A 17,044-nucleotide genomic window follows, 5' to 3' on the forward strand; every position below is an offset into this window, starting at 1 on the left:
GAAAACTATTTTAAACCCTTTCTCACCCTTTGAAGTATGTTGTGGGCAAGCCTTGTAGGCTCTGGTATCCGGTAAATACAGGTCTTTAAAACAAGGTCCATGGCAGTTTTTAGGCTTATAAGATGGCCAACGGAAACATAAATAGGCTCTGCCCCATCCTTTGTTCTGAGGGCCGCACCCACTATATTGCCCTTATAGGTCAAATAGGAGTAGCTTCCCCTTTTTTCTCCAAGGTTTTTGTAGTAGCCAAAGAGCCTTGTCTTTGCCACACCCACGCTTACGCTGTTTGTCTCCACGCCAAAATGGGAGGCTATGCCACAGCCCCTTGGATGGGCCACCCCCTGACCGTCTATAAAAAAGACATGAGGCCTTACCTCCGCCTCTTGGTAGAGCCTTAGCATAAGAGGGAGCTCTCTGAAGGCCAAAAAGGTGGGTATGTAGGGAAAGTCCACCACTCCCTCCACCACCTTATAATAGACAAGCCTTAGGTTCGAGAGCCTTACTACTGCAAGGCATGCCCAGGCGCGTGTGGGGTTCTCTTCTATCCTTTCAAAGGTGAGGTCAATGCCCCCTATTAGCTCCACCTTTTCAAACCTGTCCTCCTGTATCACCCTCTTTGCACAATCAAGCTGTAGGTTTTTTAGCCTTTCAAGGTCCATGGGTTTAATAAAATCTTAACAATAATCGTTTAAAATCAAAGCTATGAAGATAGCCTTTATATGCACAGGGAACTCCGCAAGGAGCCAGATGGCAGAAGCTTTTGCAAAGAAAATAGCAGAAAAGCTTGGTATAAACCTTCAGATATACTCTGCGGGTTCCAATCCTGCAAAAGAAATAAACCCCTTTGCCGTGGAAGTAATGAGAGAAAAAAACATAGACCTATCTTCTCAAAGACCAAAGGGCCTTGAGGAAATACCTTACAACGACCTTGATATAGTAATAACCCTATGCGATAGCGCAAGACAGAGCTGTCCTAATCTCCCAGCAAGAAAGCACATACACTGGGACCTTCCAGACCCAGCAAGCTTTGAAGGCCCACCAGAAGCAAAAAGAGAGTTTTTTAGAAAGGTTAGAGATAGTATTGAAGAAAGGATTTGGGACCTATTACAGAGTTTACACATAAAAAGTTAGTCCTATCTTTAAATTTTCATGAAGGAGTTTATCATAAAGTTTTTTACCCTTCTCGGTATAGCTCAAATGGGTAGCCCTATACAGGAGGGCCAGCCTGCCTATCTATTTAGCTTGCAAAATCATGAAGGGAAGGTAGTTAACCTTTCTGATTATAAGGGCAGGTGGGTAGTTATATACTTTTACCCAAAAGCGGATACGCCAGGATGTACCACACAAGCAAAAGAATATACAAAACTCATGCCAGAATTTGAAAAATTAAAGGTAAAGGTGTTTGGGATAAGCACGGATAATGTGGAAAGTCTAAGAAAGTTTAGAGAAAAACATAAATTATCCGTTGAACTCCTATCCGACCCTAAGGGCAATGTAGCAAAGGCTTATGGTGTAAATGTGATAGCAGGATTTTGTTCAAGGGATACAATCTTGATAAATCCAGAACTAAAGGTAGAAAAGATATACAGAGGAGTGGACCCTTCCGCAGACCCAAAGAGGGTTTTGGACTATATAAAAAGTAAAATATAAAAAGGTTTGTCTAATTTATTTTTAGCACAAGACCTACGTGTTATACTTAATAAGTTTACTATGGAATTACTTTGGGGATTTGTTGTGGGACTTATCTTTTCCACCGTGGGTGCTGCGGGTGGTATACTGGCTGGCGTGGGACATCTTTCCATCTTTGGAATAAGGGATGCAAACCTTGTAAAGTTCTACAATCAGTTCTTGGTAGCCCTATCTCCTCTAATATCTCTACCACTTTATCTAAAACAGAAAAGGGTGGTTTTTTGGTTGGCTTTCTGGCTGGCAGTTGGTAGTGTATTGGGTGCAAGCGCTGGAGCCTTTTTATCCTACCAGTATTTAAAAGACATAAGGCAATACAAATACCTCTTTGGACTTTTAACTCTTTTCATAGGCATAAAGGTTTTGTATGAAGCCTTTGGCTCTAAAAAGCTGGTAAAAACCTACAAGGATCTATCAACAGGCTTGAAAGGGCTAAGGATTGAATTAAGGCAAGGCGAGGAAGTAAAAAGTATTAGCATCTTCAATCCCTTTTTTGTTGGTTTTGGCATTGCCATGCTTTCCTCTGCCATGGGTGTGGGGGGTGGCTTTTTGATAGTTCCTTATATGCTGTTGGTAGTGAGGCTTTTGGCTTATTATGTACCTGGCACTGCAGTTTTGGTCGTTTTTATAACCACCTTGACAGGCATGCTAAATTACTACAAGCTTGGTGTGGATATCAACTGGAATTTTTTGCTTAAAGAAGCCTTGGGTGTGTGGATAGGTTCAGCCATTGGGCCATATCTATCTAAGATAATAGGAGAAAGAATACTACGCACGGCCATTGGCCTTTTACTTTTGGTATTAGGTATGGCCTACACCTTTGGCCTGCTTTAAAACTTTTAAACTCCTATCCTTTCCTTTAACCTTTCTATGTGGCTTAGCTTTTCCCAGGGTAGGTCTTCCTTTCCAAAATGCCCATAACAGGCCGTTTTTTTATAGATGGGCTTTCTAAGGTCCAGAAAGTCTATTATCTTCTTTGGTCCCGTTGGAAAAACATCCAAAAGGGCCTCTTTTATCTTTTCTTTGTCTACCTTTTCTGTGCCGTAGGTTTCTATATCAAAGGCTATTACTTCACTCATGCCAAAGGCGTAAGCCATTTGGACCATACATCTATCTGCAAGGCCGCTTGCTACCACATGCTTTGCCATCATACGAGCAAGGTAAGAGGCAGACCTATCCGTTTTTGTTGGGTCCTTACCAGAAAAGGCGCTACCGCCAGAGTATGCCACATCGCCGTATGCATCGGAGACTATCTTCCTTCCAGTTTGACCAGCATCCGCCGCAGGCCCACCCAAAACAAACCTACCGGAGGGATTCACAAGTATTTTTGTATCCTTTTGTAAAAGATTTTGGGGAATCACCCTCTTAACAGCCTCCTCCACTACAAAATCCCTTAGCTTTTCCAAGGATATCTCTGGGTCATGCTGGCAAAAGACTATTACATCCTTTACAAAAAGGGGTTTGTCATCCTCGTATACTACGGTGATAAGGACCTTTCCATCGGGGCGCAAAAAGGGCGCCTTTCCAGATTTTCTAAGGTCGGAGACCTTTTGAGAAAGCCTATGGGCAAGGCTTATGGGTAGTGGCATGTAGTTTTCCGTATCCGTGCAGGCATAGCCCACCACGGTGGCAGTATCTCCCGCACCCTCGGAGGATATACCCAAAACAATGTCTGGACTTTGTTCTTCTATGGAGGTTAAAACGGCGGAAGAATCCGCATCAAAGCCATGTTCTGGCCTGCTATAACCTACTTCTTTTATGGTTTTTCTTACTATGCCGGGAATATCCACGTAGCTTTCCGTGGACACATGGCCAGCCACTAAGGTCATGCCAGATATAAGGAGTATTTCAAGGGAAACCCTACTGTATGGGTCCTTTCTTATAAACTCATCAAGGAGTGCATCTGCTATAAGGTCTGCCAGTTTATCTGGATGCCCCTCCATGGGGGACTCGGCCATTTTTATGGTCCTTCCCATGGAGGTTATTATAACCTACTCAAGGATTTCAAGAACCACCCTTTTGTTTATCCTCCTGCCCATGGAGGCCAAGATGGTTCTCAAAGACCTTGCTATACGCCCACCCCTTCCTATTACCTTGCCAAGGTCTGCTTTGTCAACCCTTAGCTCAATAACTACAGTCTTCTCCCCTTCAATCTCCTGCACGTTTACCTTATCTGGATTGTCCACCAAGGACTTGGCGGTGATCTCCACAATGTCCCTTAGTTGGCTCATGGTCTACCTCCTACTTAGAGTATTTTTGCGTTTTTGAGTATGCTTTTTGCCCTGTCTGTAAGTTCAGCACCTTTGCTTAACCAATCCTTTAATTTTTCTTCTTTAACCTCTATAAGCCTTTTGTTTACAGGGTCGTAGGTGGCTATAACATCCACCACCTTACCATCCCTTGGAGCCTTTGCATCGGCCACCACAATCCTGTATATGGGATGGTGCCTTCTTCCATACCTAGAAACCCTAATCCTAAGCGCCATCTTTACCTCCTGTTATACAGCTTTTCTATTATATATCACTTCCTTATAGAATTCAATACCACACTAAGGGAAGAAAAGGCCATCATCAACCCGGCTATCTCTGGCCGTAGGTATATACCCTTATTATACAGCAAACCACCCGCTATGGGAATACCTACGGCATTGTAAAAGAAAGCCCAAAAGAGATTTTGCCATATCCTTCTCATGGTCCTTTCTTTTATCTCAAAAAAGTCCCTTATGCCCTCTATGCCTCTGAGGAGTATTACATGACCTACTCTCTTGGCCACATCCGTGCCAGAACCTACGGCAAAGGATAGGTCCGCCTCTGCCATAGCTGGTGCATCGTTTATACCATCCCCTACCATCCCAACCTTTAACCCCCTTTCTTTTAATTCTCTTATCTTGCTTAGCTTTTCTTCTGGCTTTACCTCGGCAAAAAACTCCCTAATGCCAAGCTCTTTTGCTATTCGCCTTGCCTTATCTTGCCTGTCTCCTGTAAGCATGATAACCTCTATGCCCTTGGACCTTAAAAACTCTACTACCTCCTTGGCACCTTTCCTTATCACATCCTCAAAGAAGAACTCGGCCAGCTTGGAACCATTTTCATACAGAGCCACTTGCCCCTCTTCTCCCCTCCTTAGAACGTATTCACCACATACCACACCCACACCCACTTCTTCTTTGCATGTGTTTATGTCTATTCCTTCCAGCCTTTTATCACCACAGAACTCCCTAAGGGCCAAGGAATAAGGGTGGTTTGATACCTTTACCATATTGCATGTAAGGGCCAAAGCATCCTCCCTATAAAGCACATAGTTTACCAGCTTGGGCTTGCCCTCCGTTAGCGTGCCAGTTTTGTCCATAACCAATACATGCACATCCTTTTCAAAAACCGATGGGTCTTTTATGAGAAGACCCTTCTTTTGAGACCTTAGCACACCCACCACTATGGCAAGAGGCACAGCTATACCAAAGGCGCAAGGACAAGAGACCACAAGCACCGCAAGGGAAAAATTAACTGCCATAGAAAGGCTACCCGTCTTTATATACCAAAGGGCAAAGATGATTAAGGATAGGGCTACCACAAACTGCACAAAGTAGTGAGAGACTTTATCCGCAAGGCGTTGAATCTTGGGCCGTTTGCTAAGTGTTTCTTCCACAAGCTTTACCAATAGGTTTACATAGCTACCGCTAAAGGTCTTTTCCACCTTTGCCTTTGCAAACCCAGATATAACCAAGCTACCAGATATGAGCCTATCACCTTGAGACCTTTTGACTGGCATACTCTCACCGGTTATAAGGGACTCATCCACCTCAAGAGAACCCTCAAGGACCTTACAATCCACTGGCACCATATCGCCAGTCCTTAACACTATTACATCTCCCACAAAAACCTCTTGCAAAGACTTAAGCTCCTCCTTTCCATCCTTTAAAACTCTAACCCTTACAGTTTGTAGGCCAAAGAGGTCTCTTAGGCTTTTGAGCGCCCTGTCCTTAGCAAGCTCCTCAAGGAACTTACCCGTTTTTACAAAAGTGATCAGAAAAGCGGAGGTCTCAAAAAAAGGCTCGCCGGGTATTATACCCAAAAAGGCAAGAAGGCTATAAAGAAGGGCTGATGTGCTTCCAAGGGCTACAAGAAGGTCCATGTTCCCCACCCTTGCCTTTATAGAACTCCAAGCACCCTTATAAAAGCCATAACCACCTAAGGCCTGAACCAAGAAAGCAAGGGCAAGCTGGAAATATGGGCTGTAAGGACTGTGCCAAAACATTAAAGCCATGATAGCTATGCTTGAAAGCCAGCAAAAGATAAGTATTTGCATATCCTTTGGCCCACCCTCTACCCTTTCCACCTTATAGCCCAAAGACTCTATAACACCTTTTATCCGCTCCACGTCAAGGAGGTCCTCATTAAAGCTCACTACCACCCTTCCAAGCTCAAAGGATACATGCACCTCTTCCACACCCTTTAACTTTTTAAGGCTTATCTCTATGGCCTTTGCACAGTTCACACAAGACATTCCAGAAACTTTTAGACTAACCCGCATAGCTTTAAGTAATGTATTCAAAGCATGTTAATTTCAAGAGGTTTATTTTACTTTGTTTTTTGAGAAGAATAAAGAGATTTTATCCTTTAGCTTAGATGCTCTTAAAATAATAATTATGAAGGTTTTATCCCCTGCCAAATTAAACCTTGGCCTATGGCTTTTGGGCAAAAGGCCCGATGGATACCATGAGATATTTACCGTATACCATACAATAGACCTCCTTGATGAAATACTTATAGAGGAAGGACCTCTTTCCGTAGAGACAAGCACTGGCATACCCATGGAAGAAAACCTTGTTTATAAGGCCATAAAACTTATGGAAAATAGACTTGGGAAAGAGATAAACTTCCGCATATACATACAAAAGAACATACCAGAGGGCGCAGGCCTTGGTGGTGGCTCTTCCAATGTGGCATCCGTCCTAAAAGCCATAAACGAACTTCTTGGAAACCCATTGGACCTTGAGGACCTAAAAAGTATAGCCTCCCAAGTCTCTTCCGATGCGCCCTTTTTCCTATTTGGTGGCTCTGCCATTGGAAGGGGTAGGGGAGAAGTGCTTGAAAAGATAAACCTGCCCAAAAGGGTCTTTACCCTCATATACCCAAGGGTAAAGTGTTCTACCGCCTATGTGTATAGTATGGTGAAAGAAAATATATTGACAGAAAACCTATCAAGTGATAAAATAATAGATTGCTTAAGGGCTGGAGATTTTAGCCCTTTGGAGAATAGGCTGGGTGAGCTTGCTGGAGAGCTTTACCCAGAAGTGGGTGAAGTGCTTAGGTTTTTGAGGAGCTTGGGGCTTAAGGCCCTGGTTAGTGGTAGTGGTTCAAGCGTCTTTTATGTAGGTGAGCCACTGCCAGAGGTGGGGCTTGCCTGCAAGCTCAGAAATTGGATGCTTTACAGAGTGGAAAGTTATGGGGTGTAGCTCAACTGGCAGAGCACCGGACTTTGGATCCGGGGGCTCCTGGTTCGAATCCAGGCACCCCAGCTTTCCACACAATAAAGAAGAGGTGCAAAATGTTTGGGTCTATAAAGCTTCTTACGGGTAATAGCAATCCTAAGTTAGCTCAAGAGGTCTCCGAACATCTTGGTATACCTCTTTCCGATGCATTGGTTGGTAGGTTTAGCGACGGTGAGGTAAGGGTTAAGATAAACGAGTCTATGAGAGGGGAGGATGTTTTTGTTATACAATCCCTCGGCCATCCGGTAAACGACAACATAATGGAACTTCTCCTCATACTTGATGCTCTAAAAAGGGCCTCCGCCGGTAGGATCACTGCAGTCATACCCTACTATGCCTACGCAAGGCAGGATAGGAAGGACAAGCCGAGGGTGCCCATAAGCGCAAGGCTTTTGGCAGACCTTATAACCGTTGCAGGAGCCCAAAGGCTTATAGTGGTGGACCTTCACTCCCCTCAAATCCAAGGCTTTTTTAATATACCCGTGGATAACCTCTATGCCCTAAATGTGCTTTATGAGTATATAAAGGAAAGAATAGAGGGAGAGCTTGTGGTGGTCTCTCCAGATGCTGGCGGTGTTGAAAGGGCAAGGCTTTTGGCCAATAAGCTGGGATGTAGTATTGCTATCATCTATAAGAGAAGACCAGAGCCTAATGTGGCTGAGGTTCTTGATCTAATAGGGGATGTAAAAGGTAAAAAGGCTATCATAGTTGATGATATTATAGATACGGCCGGTACAGTGGTTGCCGCCACCAACATGCTTCTTTCAAAAGGCGCCAAAAGCGTATATGTGTCCGCCACTCATGGCATATTCTCCGGTCCTGCCATAGACAGGTTAAGAGAATCGCCCGTAGAAGAGGTTATAGTTACCAACACCTTACAGGTGGAAAACAAGGGGCTTGAAAAGTTAAGGGTGGTTTCTATAGCGCCTCTTATAGCGGAGGCCATAAAGAGGGCCCATGAAGGTGAATCTATAAGTTCATTGTTTATATAAAGGAGGTAAGATATGCGTAAAATCCAGGTTAAGCTTTTGCCAAGAAGCCTTGGAAGGAAGAGTGAAATAAAAAGGTTTAGAAGGGAAGGTTATGTGCCAGTGGAAATTTACGGAAAGGGTGTGGAAAATAAGCATGCCTATATGAGCCTTAAAGACCTTCTTTCCTTTCCACACGGAGAGACCTTCTTAATTGAAGCAGAATTGGAAGGTGAAAAAAGGGTATGTCTGTTGAAAGAAATACAAATGGGTTGGCTTGGAGATAATCCCATACATGTGGACCTACAGGATATAAGCCATGTGCAAGAGATTGAAATAGAAGTTCCTATAGAGTTCGTTGGTACTCCCGCTGGTGTAGCCCTTGGAGGAACCTTTGAAGCTCTATTGCACAGTTTAACTGTAAAAGCAAAGATTGACAGATTGCCTGAAAAGATAACCGTTGATGTAAGCTCTCTTGGATTGGGTGATGCTTTGCACGTAAGGGATATAGTGCCACCAGAAGGCTGTGTAATAATGGACTCTCCAGAGGAAACTGTGGCCGTTGTGCTTGAACCAGAAGTGGAGGAAACTGCTCCTACTGAATGATAAGGCTCCTTGTAGGTCTTGGGAACCCAGGTAAAAAATACGAGAAGACACGCCACAATGTGGGCTTTATGGTTATAGATGAGATACTTAGGAGGCTGAAGGCCCCAAAGCCCACAGAAGAATGCCTATCCCTTGTGTATAAGGTAAGCGTAAATGGTAAGGGGGTTATCTTGGCAAAGCCTCAAACCTACATGAATAACTCTGGGCTTGCCGTGATAAACCTGTTGGAGGAGTATGATATAAAGCCAGAGGAGATGTTGGTGGTTTATGATGACCTTGACCTGCCCCTTGGAAAGCTAAGGCTTAGGCTGGAGGGAAGCAGTGGAGGCCATCACGGCGTAGAATCTATAATAAGAGAGATAAAAACGGAAAAGTTCCCAAGATTAAAGATAGGTATAGGGAGGCCCAAGGATAAAAACAAGGTGGTGGATTATGTGTTATCTCCCTTTAGTAAGGAGGAGGAAGAGGTCTTATACAGAGTTATAAACAGGGCAAGCGAGTGCCTTTTAAGGTGTGTAGAGTTTGGCGTAGAAGAAAGCATGAACTTTTGCAACGTGCAGGTGTAAAATAAAATCTGGAGGTAGAAGATGGACATAAGGAAAATACCACCCGGAAAGAACCCACCAGAGGATATTTATGTGGTAATTGAGATACCGCAGGACAGCCCTATTAAGTATGAGCTTGATAAGGAAAGCGGTGCAATATTTGTGGATAGGTTCCTCTTTACAGCCATGCATTATCCCTTTAACTACGGCTTTATTCCCCAGACTTTGGCCGATGATGGAGACCCTGTGGACGTTTTGGTAATATCAAGGTATGCCGTAGCACCCGGTAGTGTTATAAGGTGTAGACCCATAGGCGCCCTTCAGATGAGGGATGAAGAGGGTGTAGATACAAAGCTTTTGGCCGTGCCTCACAGCAAAATAGACCCAACCTATGAGGATATAAAGTCTTACCAAGACCTGCCAAAGGCCCTTTTGGATAGGATAAAACACTTTTTTGAACATTACAAAGAGCTTGAACCTGGTAAGTGGGTAAAGGTGGAAGAGTTTAAAGGAGTGGACTTTGCCTACGAGGAGATAAATAAGGGCATAAGCAACTATAAAAAGTGATGGAAGATGTCCTACAAAAAGCGAAAAGGGTCTTTGATATAGAGATAGAATCCCTAAAAAGGCTTAGGGACAGCCTGGATGAAAGCTTTATAAAGGCTATAGAGCTTATAAGGAATTGTAAGGGCAAGGTTATAACCACGGGCGTGGGAAAATCGGGACACATAGCAAGAAAGGTGGCCTCCACCCTTGCCAGCACTGGCACACCCGCCCACTATTTGCACCCAGCAGAGGCCCTTCACGGAGACCTTGGCGTAATAGACACGGGTGATGTGGTCCTTGCCTTCTCCAACAGCGGAGAATCTCCAGAGGTTATCTCTCTCCTACCCTATATAAAGCTTTTGGGAGTCCCCCTTATAGCCATCACCAACAACCCCCAATCCACTTTGGCAAAGCATGCTGAGGTACATATATTTTTAGCGGTGGAAAGAGAAGCCTGCCCACTACAGCTTGCTCCTACAAGCTCTTCTACAGCTTCTTTAGTTTTAGGAGATGCCCTTGCCATGGTGCTTCTTGAACTAAACGGCTTTACAGAAAAGGACTTTGCCCTCAGGCACCCTGCAGGCTCTCTTGGAAGAAAGCTTAGACGTGTGGCAGACCTTTGCCATACGGGTGAGGAGGTGCCTGTTGTTAGGGAGGATACACCCATGAGGGAGGTGATCATAGAGATGTCCAGCAAGGGCTTTGGTGCTACTGCTGTGGTGGATGAAGATGGTAGGCTGGTGGGGATTATAACGGACGGAGACCTAAGAAGGTTTGTCAATAGAGGTGGAAAGTTTGACGAAAGCTTGGCAAGGGATGTTATGACTAAAAGCCCAAAAACAGCACGTATGGATGAACTGGCCGTAGAAGCCCTAAGGAGGATGGAGGATTATAAGATCACTGTCCTTTTGGTAGTGGATGAAGAAAATAGGCCCGTGGGTATAATTCATATGCATGACATTTTGAGGGCTGGCGTGGTATGAAAAAACTTGGAATACTTGGTTCTACAGGCTCTGTAGGAAGTCAAACCTTGGATATTGTAAGGGTAAATAGGGAAGATTTTGAACTAATAGGCCTATTGGCCAAAAGGGCCTCCGATAAGCTTTTGCTTCAGGCAAAGGAGTTTAAGCCCAAGTATATATCCTGTTATGAAGACCCTCCCAAGGATTGGCTGGATAGCCTCCCAGACGGAACCAAGTTTTTGAAGGGAGAGGAGGGCCTGTATGCCATAGTGGAAGAGTCGGATATGCTTATGAATTCCATATCTGGAACCGATGGTATTTTCCCAACCTACCTTGTGCTTGAGAAAAACAAAAGGCTTTTGGCCTCCAACAAGGAATCCCTTATATGCCTTGGAAGGCTTGTAAAAGAAAAAAGAGAACTTATAGTGCCAGTGGATAGCGAACACAACGCCCTCTTTCAACTGCTTTCTATGGTAAAAAGTCAGGAAGTAAAAAAGGTCTATCTAACAGCATCTGGAGGTCCCTTTAGGAACAAAAGCCTTGAAGAGCTAAAAAATGTATCTGTGGAAGAGGCGCTAAACCATCCCACTTGGAGGATGGGAGCAAAGATAACGGTAGATTCGGCCACTCTTATGAACAAGGGCATGGAGCTTTTAGAGGCCATAAACCTCTTTGACTTGCCCGTGGAAAGCTTGGACGTTTTAATACACCCCCAAAGCGTAGTCCATGGCATAGTGGAGCTAATAGACGGTAGCTTTCTCTTCCATGCCTCTCAGACGGATATGAAAATCCCTATTCTATACAGCCTATACTATCCGGAAAGAAGACCCTATCCCTTTGAAAAGAAAAGCCTTTTTGACCTTTCCCCTATACACTTTGAAAAGGTTGATACGGAAAAGTTCAAGAGTATTCCTCTTTGCAAATGGGTTGCCCTTATGGGAGATGTTTACCCCATTGTGCTGGTAGGTGCAGACCAAGTGGCCGTTGAGCTTTTCCTTGATGGCAAAATTGGCTTTTTGGATATAGTTAGCCTGGTGGAGGAAATATTAAGCTCGGTCAATTTTAAAGAACCAGAAAGCATTGAAGGAATTCTCAATGCTATACAATGGGCTTATGAAAAGGGTAAGGAGCTTGCGGGAGTAAAAGGATGAGGTCCTTTTTTGGTGCCTTACTTTTTTGTATTCTTTCCTTTCTTCCCTTTTATCTTTCCTCTTCACCCAAAGGTGGCAATGTATCCTTTGTGAAGGTAAATCCTCAAAGCTTTGAGGTTAAAGAGGGAAAGGAAGGAGGACAGATAAGGTTTATTCTCAGTTCCGACCCCAAAACTCTAAACCCTGCCTTGGCTCAAGAGACCTCCTCTACGGCCGTTCTTTCGGACCTATTTACTGGGCTTACAAAAACAGACCTAAAAAGCATGAAGGTGGTACCAGACTTGGCCGAAAGGTGGGAAGAAAAGGAGGGGGGCAAGGTTTATATCTTCCATCTTAGAAAGGGTATACGTTGGAGCGATGGCGCACCCTTTGGTGCGGACGATGTGGTCTTTACATACAAGGACATATACCTAAACCCACAAATTCCAAACTCTACGGGCGATATGTTTAAGGGAATACTCAAAAGCCAAGAGGATGTAAAAAACTTTGTGAGAAAAATAGACCAATATACGGTGGAGTTTAGACTTCCCAGTCCCTTTGCACCCTTTTTAAATGCCCTTTCTGCACCCATTCTGCCAAAGCATAAGCTGGAAAAATATGTAAAAGAAGGCACCTTTATGACTGCATGGAATGTAAACACGGACCCAAAGGAGATAGTGGGAACAGGACCTTATGTAATTAAAAGATATATAAAGGGCGTGCTTGTGGAATACACCGCAAACCCCTACTATTATGAATACGACCAAAAGGGTATAAGGCTTCCCTACATAAAAAGCAAAATAGGCTACATAATCCAAGACCCAGACACAAGCCTTTTAAAGTATTCCCTTGGAGAGATAGACTATATGGGCGTGAGGCCTCAAGATGTGCTTTTTATGAGTAAGATGAAAGAAACTACACTTTTTGACCTGGGTCCCACACCCTCCACCACCTTTTTGGCTTTTAACATGAACCCAAAGGCTGACATTCCAAAGTATAAACTTAAATGGTTTCAAAACAGGGAATTTAGAAGGGCCATATCCCATGCCATAGATAGGGTTGGCATGTGCTATTTGGTCTACAACGGGCTTGCAGAACCCCTTTACGGGCCAATAACTCCAGCAAACAGACCCTATTATGAAGATGGCCTATTTCCTGTCTATGATTACAACCTAAAAAAAGCAAAGGCAATCTTAGAAAGCATAGGCTTTAGGGACAAGGATGGTGATGGATGGTTGGAAGACCCAGAGGGTCATAAGGTAGAAATAGTGCTTCTTACCAATGCAGGCAATAAGGAAAGGGAGGCCATGGGAAACATGATAAAGGAAGACCTTGAAAAGATAGGCATAAAAGTCATCTTTAGACCCATAGATTTTAACACCCTTGTTAGCAGACTTACCTCACCACCCTATAGCTGGGAGGCGGTCATAATAGGCCTTACGGGCTCTATGGACCCCCATTTTGGTAGGAATGTATGGCATTCCTCCGGCACCCTTCATATGTGGAACCCAAGGCAGGAAAAACCCTCAACGGAGTGGGAAAAAAGAATAGATGAACTCTTTGACAGGGGAGCCATAGAGACAGACCAAGAGAAAAGGATCATGTTTTACAGAGAAGCTTACAGAATAATAGCAGAAGAACAACCTATGATATTCTTGACCACACCAAAAAGCATGCTTGCCGTAAGAGATAAGTTTGAGAACCTTTTCCCTACCGTTTGGGGATGGTACAAGGAAGAAGCCCTATTTATTAAGTAATTATTTCTCTGAGCCTTTCCTTTAAAACCTTATAAGCCTCTTCTCTAAGTATCTGTGCTACGTCTATCTTTGAAAGTGTCTCATTTATCTGTGTCCTCAATATGTCTTCCATCTTCCTTTCAATTGACCCAGATATATAAGCCCGTAGGTCCTCGTAGTTTATAACTTGAGAAATTATAGAATATAGCTTTTCTTGAGACAGCTGGGCTTGTATAACATCCTTTATAGCTTTTGAGAGGTCTTCTATAATAGCTTCCGAAGGTATAGAAGGTATGGCTTCCTTACCTTTGGGAGGTGTCTCTTCCTTTTGAGATGGCACGAACTCTTGCAAACCTTCCTCTACGGTGGGCTTTTCCTCCTCAATTTCTTCCTTCACCTCACCTATGCTTGAACCTACTATTTCCTCAAGCAGGCTCATTATGTCCTTTTCCTCTTCCTCATGCACAAGGAATTCCGGTATTTCTTCCTGTCCTATGGGTATGCTTTCTTCTGGAACTTCTATGGCCTGCTCCGTAGGGGCCCTTTCTATAAGCTCAAGCACCTTTTGTATGGCCTTGCTAAGCTCAGCTTCTCTTGTAAAGGTGTATTTTTCTGGTAAGGGTATGCTATCAACGTCTATGGTAAAAAGTTCGTCAATTAAAAGTATATATGGCTTTTTCCTAAGCACCTCATCCTTAGACATATCCATCAAGGTCCTATAGGCAAGCATGCCCGATATGGTGTCAAAAAGGATTATGTCCACCTCCCTCGCCTTATCCATGGCCTGCTTAACATTTCTTGCCTCTAATATCTCAACCTTTGAGGAAAGAGCATCTTTTAGCTTGTTTATAATATCGGTGTCAAAGGATACGATCATAAGCTTTGGAATAGGAGTGGGAGAAACAATAGCTTCCTTACCGGCTTTTTCAAAGCCTGCAACGGGCGAAGGTCCTTCCTCAATAGGAATTTTGCTAAGTGTAATACCTTCTTCTATTGGAGGCTCTGTTGTAGGTTTTTCTATACTCAAAAGCTCTTCAAAATCCTCCCTCATAGAAGGTTTAAATTCCTCAGAAGGAGTTTTAACTTCAAAGATTTCCTTTCCTTGTGTAAGCGTGCTTGCTTCTATATCTTGAGATATGGCATCCTTAATTTTACTTACTGCTTCCTCCCTCATAAGCTTTATCTTCTTTGGCGGGATTATATTGTTCATATCCACAGGGAACAGGTCATCCACCAGCACTATATACTTAGAATCTTTGAACTTTTGTTTGTACATGTTATTTATATCCTCTTCCGATATGGAACCAGAAACGGCATCGTATATAACTATGTCTATAAAGGAAGACACAGTGTTTATTGCCTCTTCCCCGTTTTTTACGTCAATTACGTTGTACTCTTTAAGCGCATCCCTAAGCTTCTTAACCAAACTTTTGTCAAAGGAAACTATAAGTATATTCATTTTTCACCCTCCATTCTCTTTATTATATCCTCCACTATCTTTTTTGCCTCCTCCAAGCTTTCACGAGGTATTAACCCTCCCATAGCTAAGGATGCCCTTAAGGCTTTTAGGCTATTTATTAGCCCTTCATCCTGAACTTTATCCTGATGCTGGGTCTGCGTTGAAGTTGAATATCTTAAGACAATTATAAGGCCTACCAAAAATAACAGCAGTCCAGATACAGAAGTACCAATGGCCAAAGGCTTTTCAAAGAAAAGGTTAAAGTAATCTCCAAGTGATACTTTTTTGGAGTATACGTATACATATGCCCCCTTTTGTTTATATTCACCAAAGGTAAAACCTTCCACTGTTAACGGTCCTATAGCGTTGTTTGAAGCTATGACTTTACCGTCTTGAGTTTTCATCAAGAATATGTTCTCTGAAGCTTTTGGTATGCTTATTAAACTTTCTCCATCGTATAAACTGTATGCAAACTTAGCCATGTTTTGGCTAAGGCTTTTGATTTTACCGTTGGCATAAACTTCAAAGGCCATCCATTGGCCTACAAAAAATAGAACTACCCCCAGGAGCATAAGAACAACACTAACAGCCTTAAACATATTAACCCCCTACTGTGATATTCTCTATATACAGAGAAGGCGACCCTACATTACCATAAAACCTTAAATCGTTCCCCACCCCAACCACAGAATTCCAAACCTCTTTTATATTTCCACCTATTATTACACCTCTCACGCTTTTCTTTTTCTTACCTCCCTCGTATATTATACCAGAAGCACCTAAGGAAAAATCACCCGATACTGGGTCTACTGTGTGCAGTCCCATAAGGTCTGTTATAAGAAAGACCTCCTCTTGAAGCATATCTTCAAGACTTATATCTCCAGGCTTTATATACAGGTTTGTTATACCAGAAGTTGGCAGACTTCTAAAGCTTTCCCTTACCGAGTTGCCAGTGGGCCTCTCTCCAGACTTTATAGCCGTGTAGGTGCTATGAAGAAAGCCTTTAAACACTCCATTTTCAACTACAAGATTCCTTTGAGTAGCATGCCCTTCCACATCCACGGGCAAGCTCATAAAACCACCCCTTAGAGTACCATCATCAATAATGGTTAGCTTTTCTGAAAAGACCTTTGAACCTTTCATACCTTTCAAAAAGGTTCTACTTTTTACTAAGGAATCTCCAAGGAAAATGGGGCTAAAGGCCTCCAATATCATGGCGGAGGCATCCTTGTATAGGACTACGGGCATCTTTCTTGTTTCAAAAGGGGAAGGATTAAGAGTAGCTGTGGCCTTAAAAACTACCTCCTCCACCATGCTTTGTAAAGGCAAGTCCGATAGACTTCTTGCACCAACAAAGTCGTAGGATATGGACTGGTCTACACCCTCTTCCGCCAACACAGCCATCATGGACGTATACCATGTTCCTTTGTAGTTGTATGATAGCCCACAGGAGTTAAAGCAAAAGACTTCAAGGTCCAATTCTTTTATGCTCACCTTCCTAACGCCTTTTACCCTACTATCCAAGGCCTTGGCCCTTTTTTCAAGGTCAATAACCAAAGCTATTTTGTCTTCTAAAGGCGTATTTATTCCCTTTTCATCATAATAGGTCTGTAATTCTCCGAAATTTTGACAGCTTCCCAACACAAAGCCCTCATCCTTTGGCGTCAATTGGCATACCTGCATGGCAATTCTCGCGCATTCCTTTACAGAAGACTCTTCCAAATCCGTTGTATAGGCAAAGCCCATGCTTTTATCTTTAAAAACCCTTATACCTATGCCAATCTCTTGGGACCTTATAAGGTTTTCAAGCTTTTCATCAGAGCTTTCTATGGTAGTTTTACGCTTGCGTTCCAAATATACTTCATACTCATAGCCACCCTTTAAAACTTCTTCAACCCATGCCTTTATGTTCATG

19 protein-coding genes and 1 tRNA gene are annotated in these 17,044 nt (G+C 43.3%); 12 read left to right on the forward strand and 8 right to left on the reverse strand.

Annotation, left to right across the window (positions count from 1 at the left end; all coding sequences use genetic code 11):
* Positions 1–5: 5 nt before the first annotated feature.
* On the reverse strand, positions 6–659 hold the full coding sequence (locus ACZ5GB_RS03885; RefSeq protein WP_464327665.1) for an endonuclease V: 654 nt from the start codon (positions 657–659) through the stop codon (positions 6–8).
* A 43-nt stretch (positions 660–702) separates the two neighbouring features.
* Between ACZ5GB_RS03885 and ACZ5GB_RS03890 the strand changes: the two genes are divergently transcribed.
* Genes ACZ5GB_RS03890 through ACZ5GB_RS03900 form a run of 3 tightly spaced genes read left to right on the forward strand, consistent with a single transcriptional unit; the run spans position 703 to position 2,520 of the window.
* Positions 703–1,131, forward strand: a complete 429-nt coding sequence (locus tag ACZ5GB_RS03890; protein WP_464327666.1) for an arsenate reductase ArsC — start codon at positions 703–705, stop codon at positions 1,129–1,131.
* A gap of 18 nt (positions 1,132–1,149) precedes the next feature.
* Positions 1,150–1,650 carry a peroxiredoxin gene (locus ACZ5GB_RS03895; protein WP_464327667.1) on the forward strand — a complete coding sequence of 167 codons (501 nt, stop codon included), beginning with the start codon at positions 1,150–1,152 and terminating at the stop codon, positions 1,648–1,650.
* A gap of 60 nt (positions 1,651–1,710) precedes the next feature.
* On the forward strand, positions 1,711–2,520 hold the full coding sequence (locus ACZ5GB_RS03900; protein WP_464327668.1) for a sulfite exporter TauE/SafE family protein: 810 nt from the start codon (positions 1,711–1,713) through the stop codon (positions 2,518–2,520).
* A 5-nt stretch (positions 2,521–2,525) separates the two neighbouring features.
* Here ACZ5GB_RS03900 and metK read toward each other — a convergent pair whose 3' ends face one another.
* From metK to ACZ5GB_RS03920, 4 genes are read right to left on the reverse strand one after another with little or no spacing between them, the layout of a single operon-like run.
* Positions 2,526–3,662, reverse strand: coding sequence for a methionine adenosyltransferase (metK, locus tag ACZ5GB_RS03905; protein WP_464327669.1), 1,137 nt, complete (start codon positions 3,660–3,662; stop codon positions 2,526–2,528).
* Positions 3,663–3,677: 15 nt separating this feature from the next.
* Positions 3,678–3,917: a KH domain-containing protein gene (locus ACZ5GB_RS03910; protein ID WP_464327670.1), complete on the reverse strand. Its 240-nt coding sequence runs from the start codon at positions 3,915–3,917 to the stop codon at positions 3,678–3,680.
* Positions 3,918–3,931: 14 nt separating this feature from the next.
* Positions 3,932–4,171, reverse strand: a complete 240-nt coding sequence (gene rpsP, locus ACZ5GB_RS03915) for a 30S ribosomal protein S16 (protein ID WP_464327671.1) — start codon at positions 4,169–4,171, stop codon at positions 3,932–3,934.
* Positions 4,172–4,206: 35 nt separating this feature from the next.
* Positions 4,207–6,216 (reverse strand): heavy metal translocating P-type ATPase, encoded by a 2,010-nt coding sequence (locus ACZ5GB_RS03920; RefSeq protein WP_464327672.1) that lies wholly within the window; start codon positions 6,214–6,216, stop codon positions 4,207–4,209.
* A gap of 115 nt (positions 6,217–6,331) precedes the next feature.
* Here ACZ5GB_RS03920 and ispE point away from each other — a divergent pair, with 115 nt between their 5' ends.
* The 9 genes from ispE (at position 6,332) to ACZ5GB_RS03965 (ending at position 13,691) form a co-directional block, all read left to right on the forward strand.
* A complete protein-coding gene (gene ispE / locus ACZ5GB_RS03925; protein ID WP_464327673.1) occupies positions 6,332–7,141 on the forward strand; it encodes a 4-(cytidine 5'-diphospho)-2-C-methyl-D-erythritol kinase in 810 nt (269 codons plus the stop codon).
* Positions 7,132–7,204: transfer RNA gene (locus ACZ5GB_RS03930), tRNA-Gln, on the forward strand. The genes ispE and ACZ5GB_RS03930 overlap by 10 nt, the downstream gene beginning before the upstream one ends.
* Positions 7,205–7,233: 29 nt before the next feature.
* Positions 7,234–8,169: a ribose-phosphate diphosphokinase gene (locus tag ACZ5GB_RS03935; RefSeq protein ID WP_464327674.1), complete on the forward strand. Its 936-nt coding sequence runs from the start codon at positions 7,234–7,236 to the stop codon at positions 8,167–8,169.
* Between the two features lie 12 nt (positions 8,170–8,181).
* On the forward strand, positions 8,182–8,751 hold the full coding sequence (locus ACZ5GB_RS03940; RefSeq protein WP_464327675.1) for a 50S ribosomal protein L25/general stress protein Ctc: 570 nt from the start codon (positions 8,182–8,184) through the stop codon (positions 8,749–8,751).
* Positions 8,748–9,317 carry an aminoacyl-tRNA hydrolase gene (gene pth, locus ACZ5GB_RS03945; RefSeq protein WP_464327676.1) on the forward strand — a complete coding sequence of 190 codons (570 nt, stop codon included), beginning with the start codon at positions 8,748–8,750 and terminating at the stop codon, positions 9,315–9,317. Before ACZ5GB_RS03940 ends, pth begins: the two co-directional genes overlap by 4 nt.
* Before the next feature lie 21 nt (positions 9,318–9,338).
* Positions 9,339–9,863 carry an inorganic diphosphatase gene (gene ppa, locus ACZ5GB_RS03950; protein WP_464327677.1) on the forward strand — a complete coding sequence of 175 codons (525 nt, stop codon included), beginning with the start codon at positions 9,339–9,341 and terminating at the stop codon, positions 9,861–9,863.
* On the forward strand, positions 9,863–10,825 hold the full coding sequence (locus ACZ5GB_RS03955) for a KpsF/GutQ family sugar-phosphate isomerase (RefSeq protein ID WP_464327678.1): 963 nt from the start codon (positions 9,863–9,865) through the stop codon (positions 10,823–10,825). The genes ppa and ACZ5GB_RS03955 overlap by 1 nt, the downstream gene beginning before the upstream one ends.
* A complete protein-coding gene (gene dxr, locus ACZ5GB_RS03960) occupies positions 10,822–11,955 on the forward strand; it encodes a 1-deoxy-D-xylulose-5-phosphate reductoisomerase (protein WP_464327679.1) in 1,134 nt (377 codons plus the stop codon). Before ACZ5GB_RS03955 ends, dxr begins: the two co-directional genes overlap by 4 nt.
* The gene (locus ACZ5GB_RS03965) at positions 11,952–13,691 is read left to right on the forward strand and encodes an ABC transporter substrate-binding protein (protein ID WP_464327680.1); all 1,740 of its coding nucleotides are present in this window, start codon (positions 11,952–11,954) and stop codon (positions 13,689–13,691) included. Before dxr ends, ACZ5GB_RS03965 begins: the two co-directional genes overlap by 4 nt.
* Here the strand turns inward: ACZ5GB_RS03965 and ACZ5GB_RS03970 are convergent.
* The 3 genes from ACZ5GB_RS03970 to ACZ5GB_RS03980 are packed head-to-tail and all read right to left on the reverse strand — an operon-like array spanning position 13,684 to position 17,043.
* Positions 13,684–15,129, reverse strand: a complete 1,446-nt coding sequence (locus ACZ5GB_RS03970) for a hypothetical protein (protein ID WP_464327681.1) — start codon at positions 15,127–15,129, stop codon at positions 13,684–13,686. The two genes, ACZ5GB_RS03965 and ACZ5GB_RS03970, sit on opposite strands and share 8 nt — an antisense overlap.
* A complete protein-coding gene (locus ACZ5GB_RS03975) occupies positions 15,126–15,728 on the reverse strand; it encodes a hypothetical protein (RefSeq protein WP_464327682.1) in 603 nt (200 codons plus the stop codon). The genes ACZ5GB_RS03970 and ACZ5GB_RS03975 overlap by 4 nt, the downstream gene beginning before the upstream one ends.
* A 1-nt stretch (position 15,729) precedes the next feature.
* Positions 15,730–17,043, reverse strand: coding sequence for a TldD/PmbA family protein (locus ACZ5GB_RS03980; protein ID WP_464327683.1), 1,314 nt, complete (start codon positions 17,041–17,043; stop codon positions 15,730–15,732).
* Position 17,044: the final 1 nt, after the last annotated feature.

The sequence above is a fragment of the Hydrogenobacter subterraneus genome (assembly GCF_055390195.1).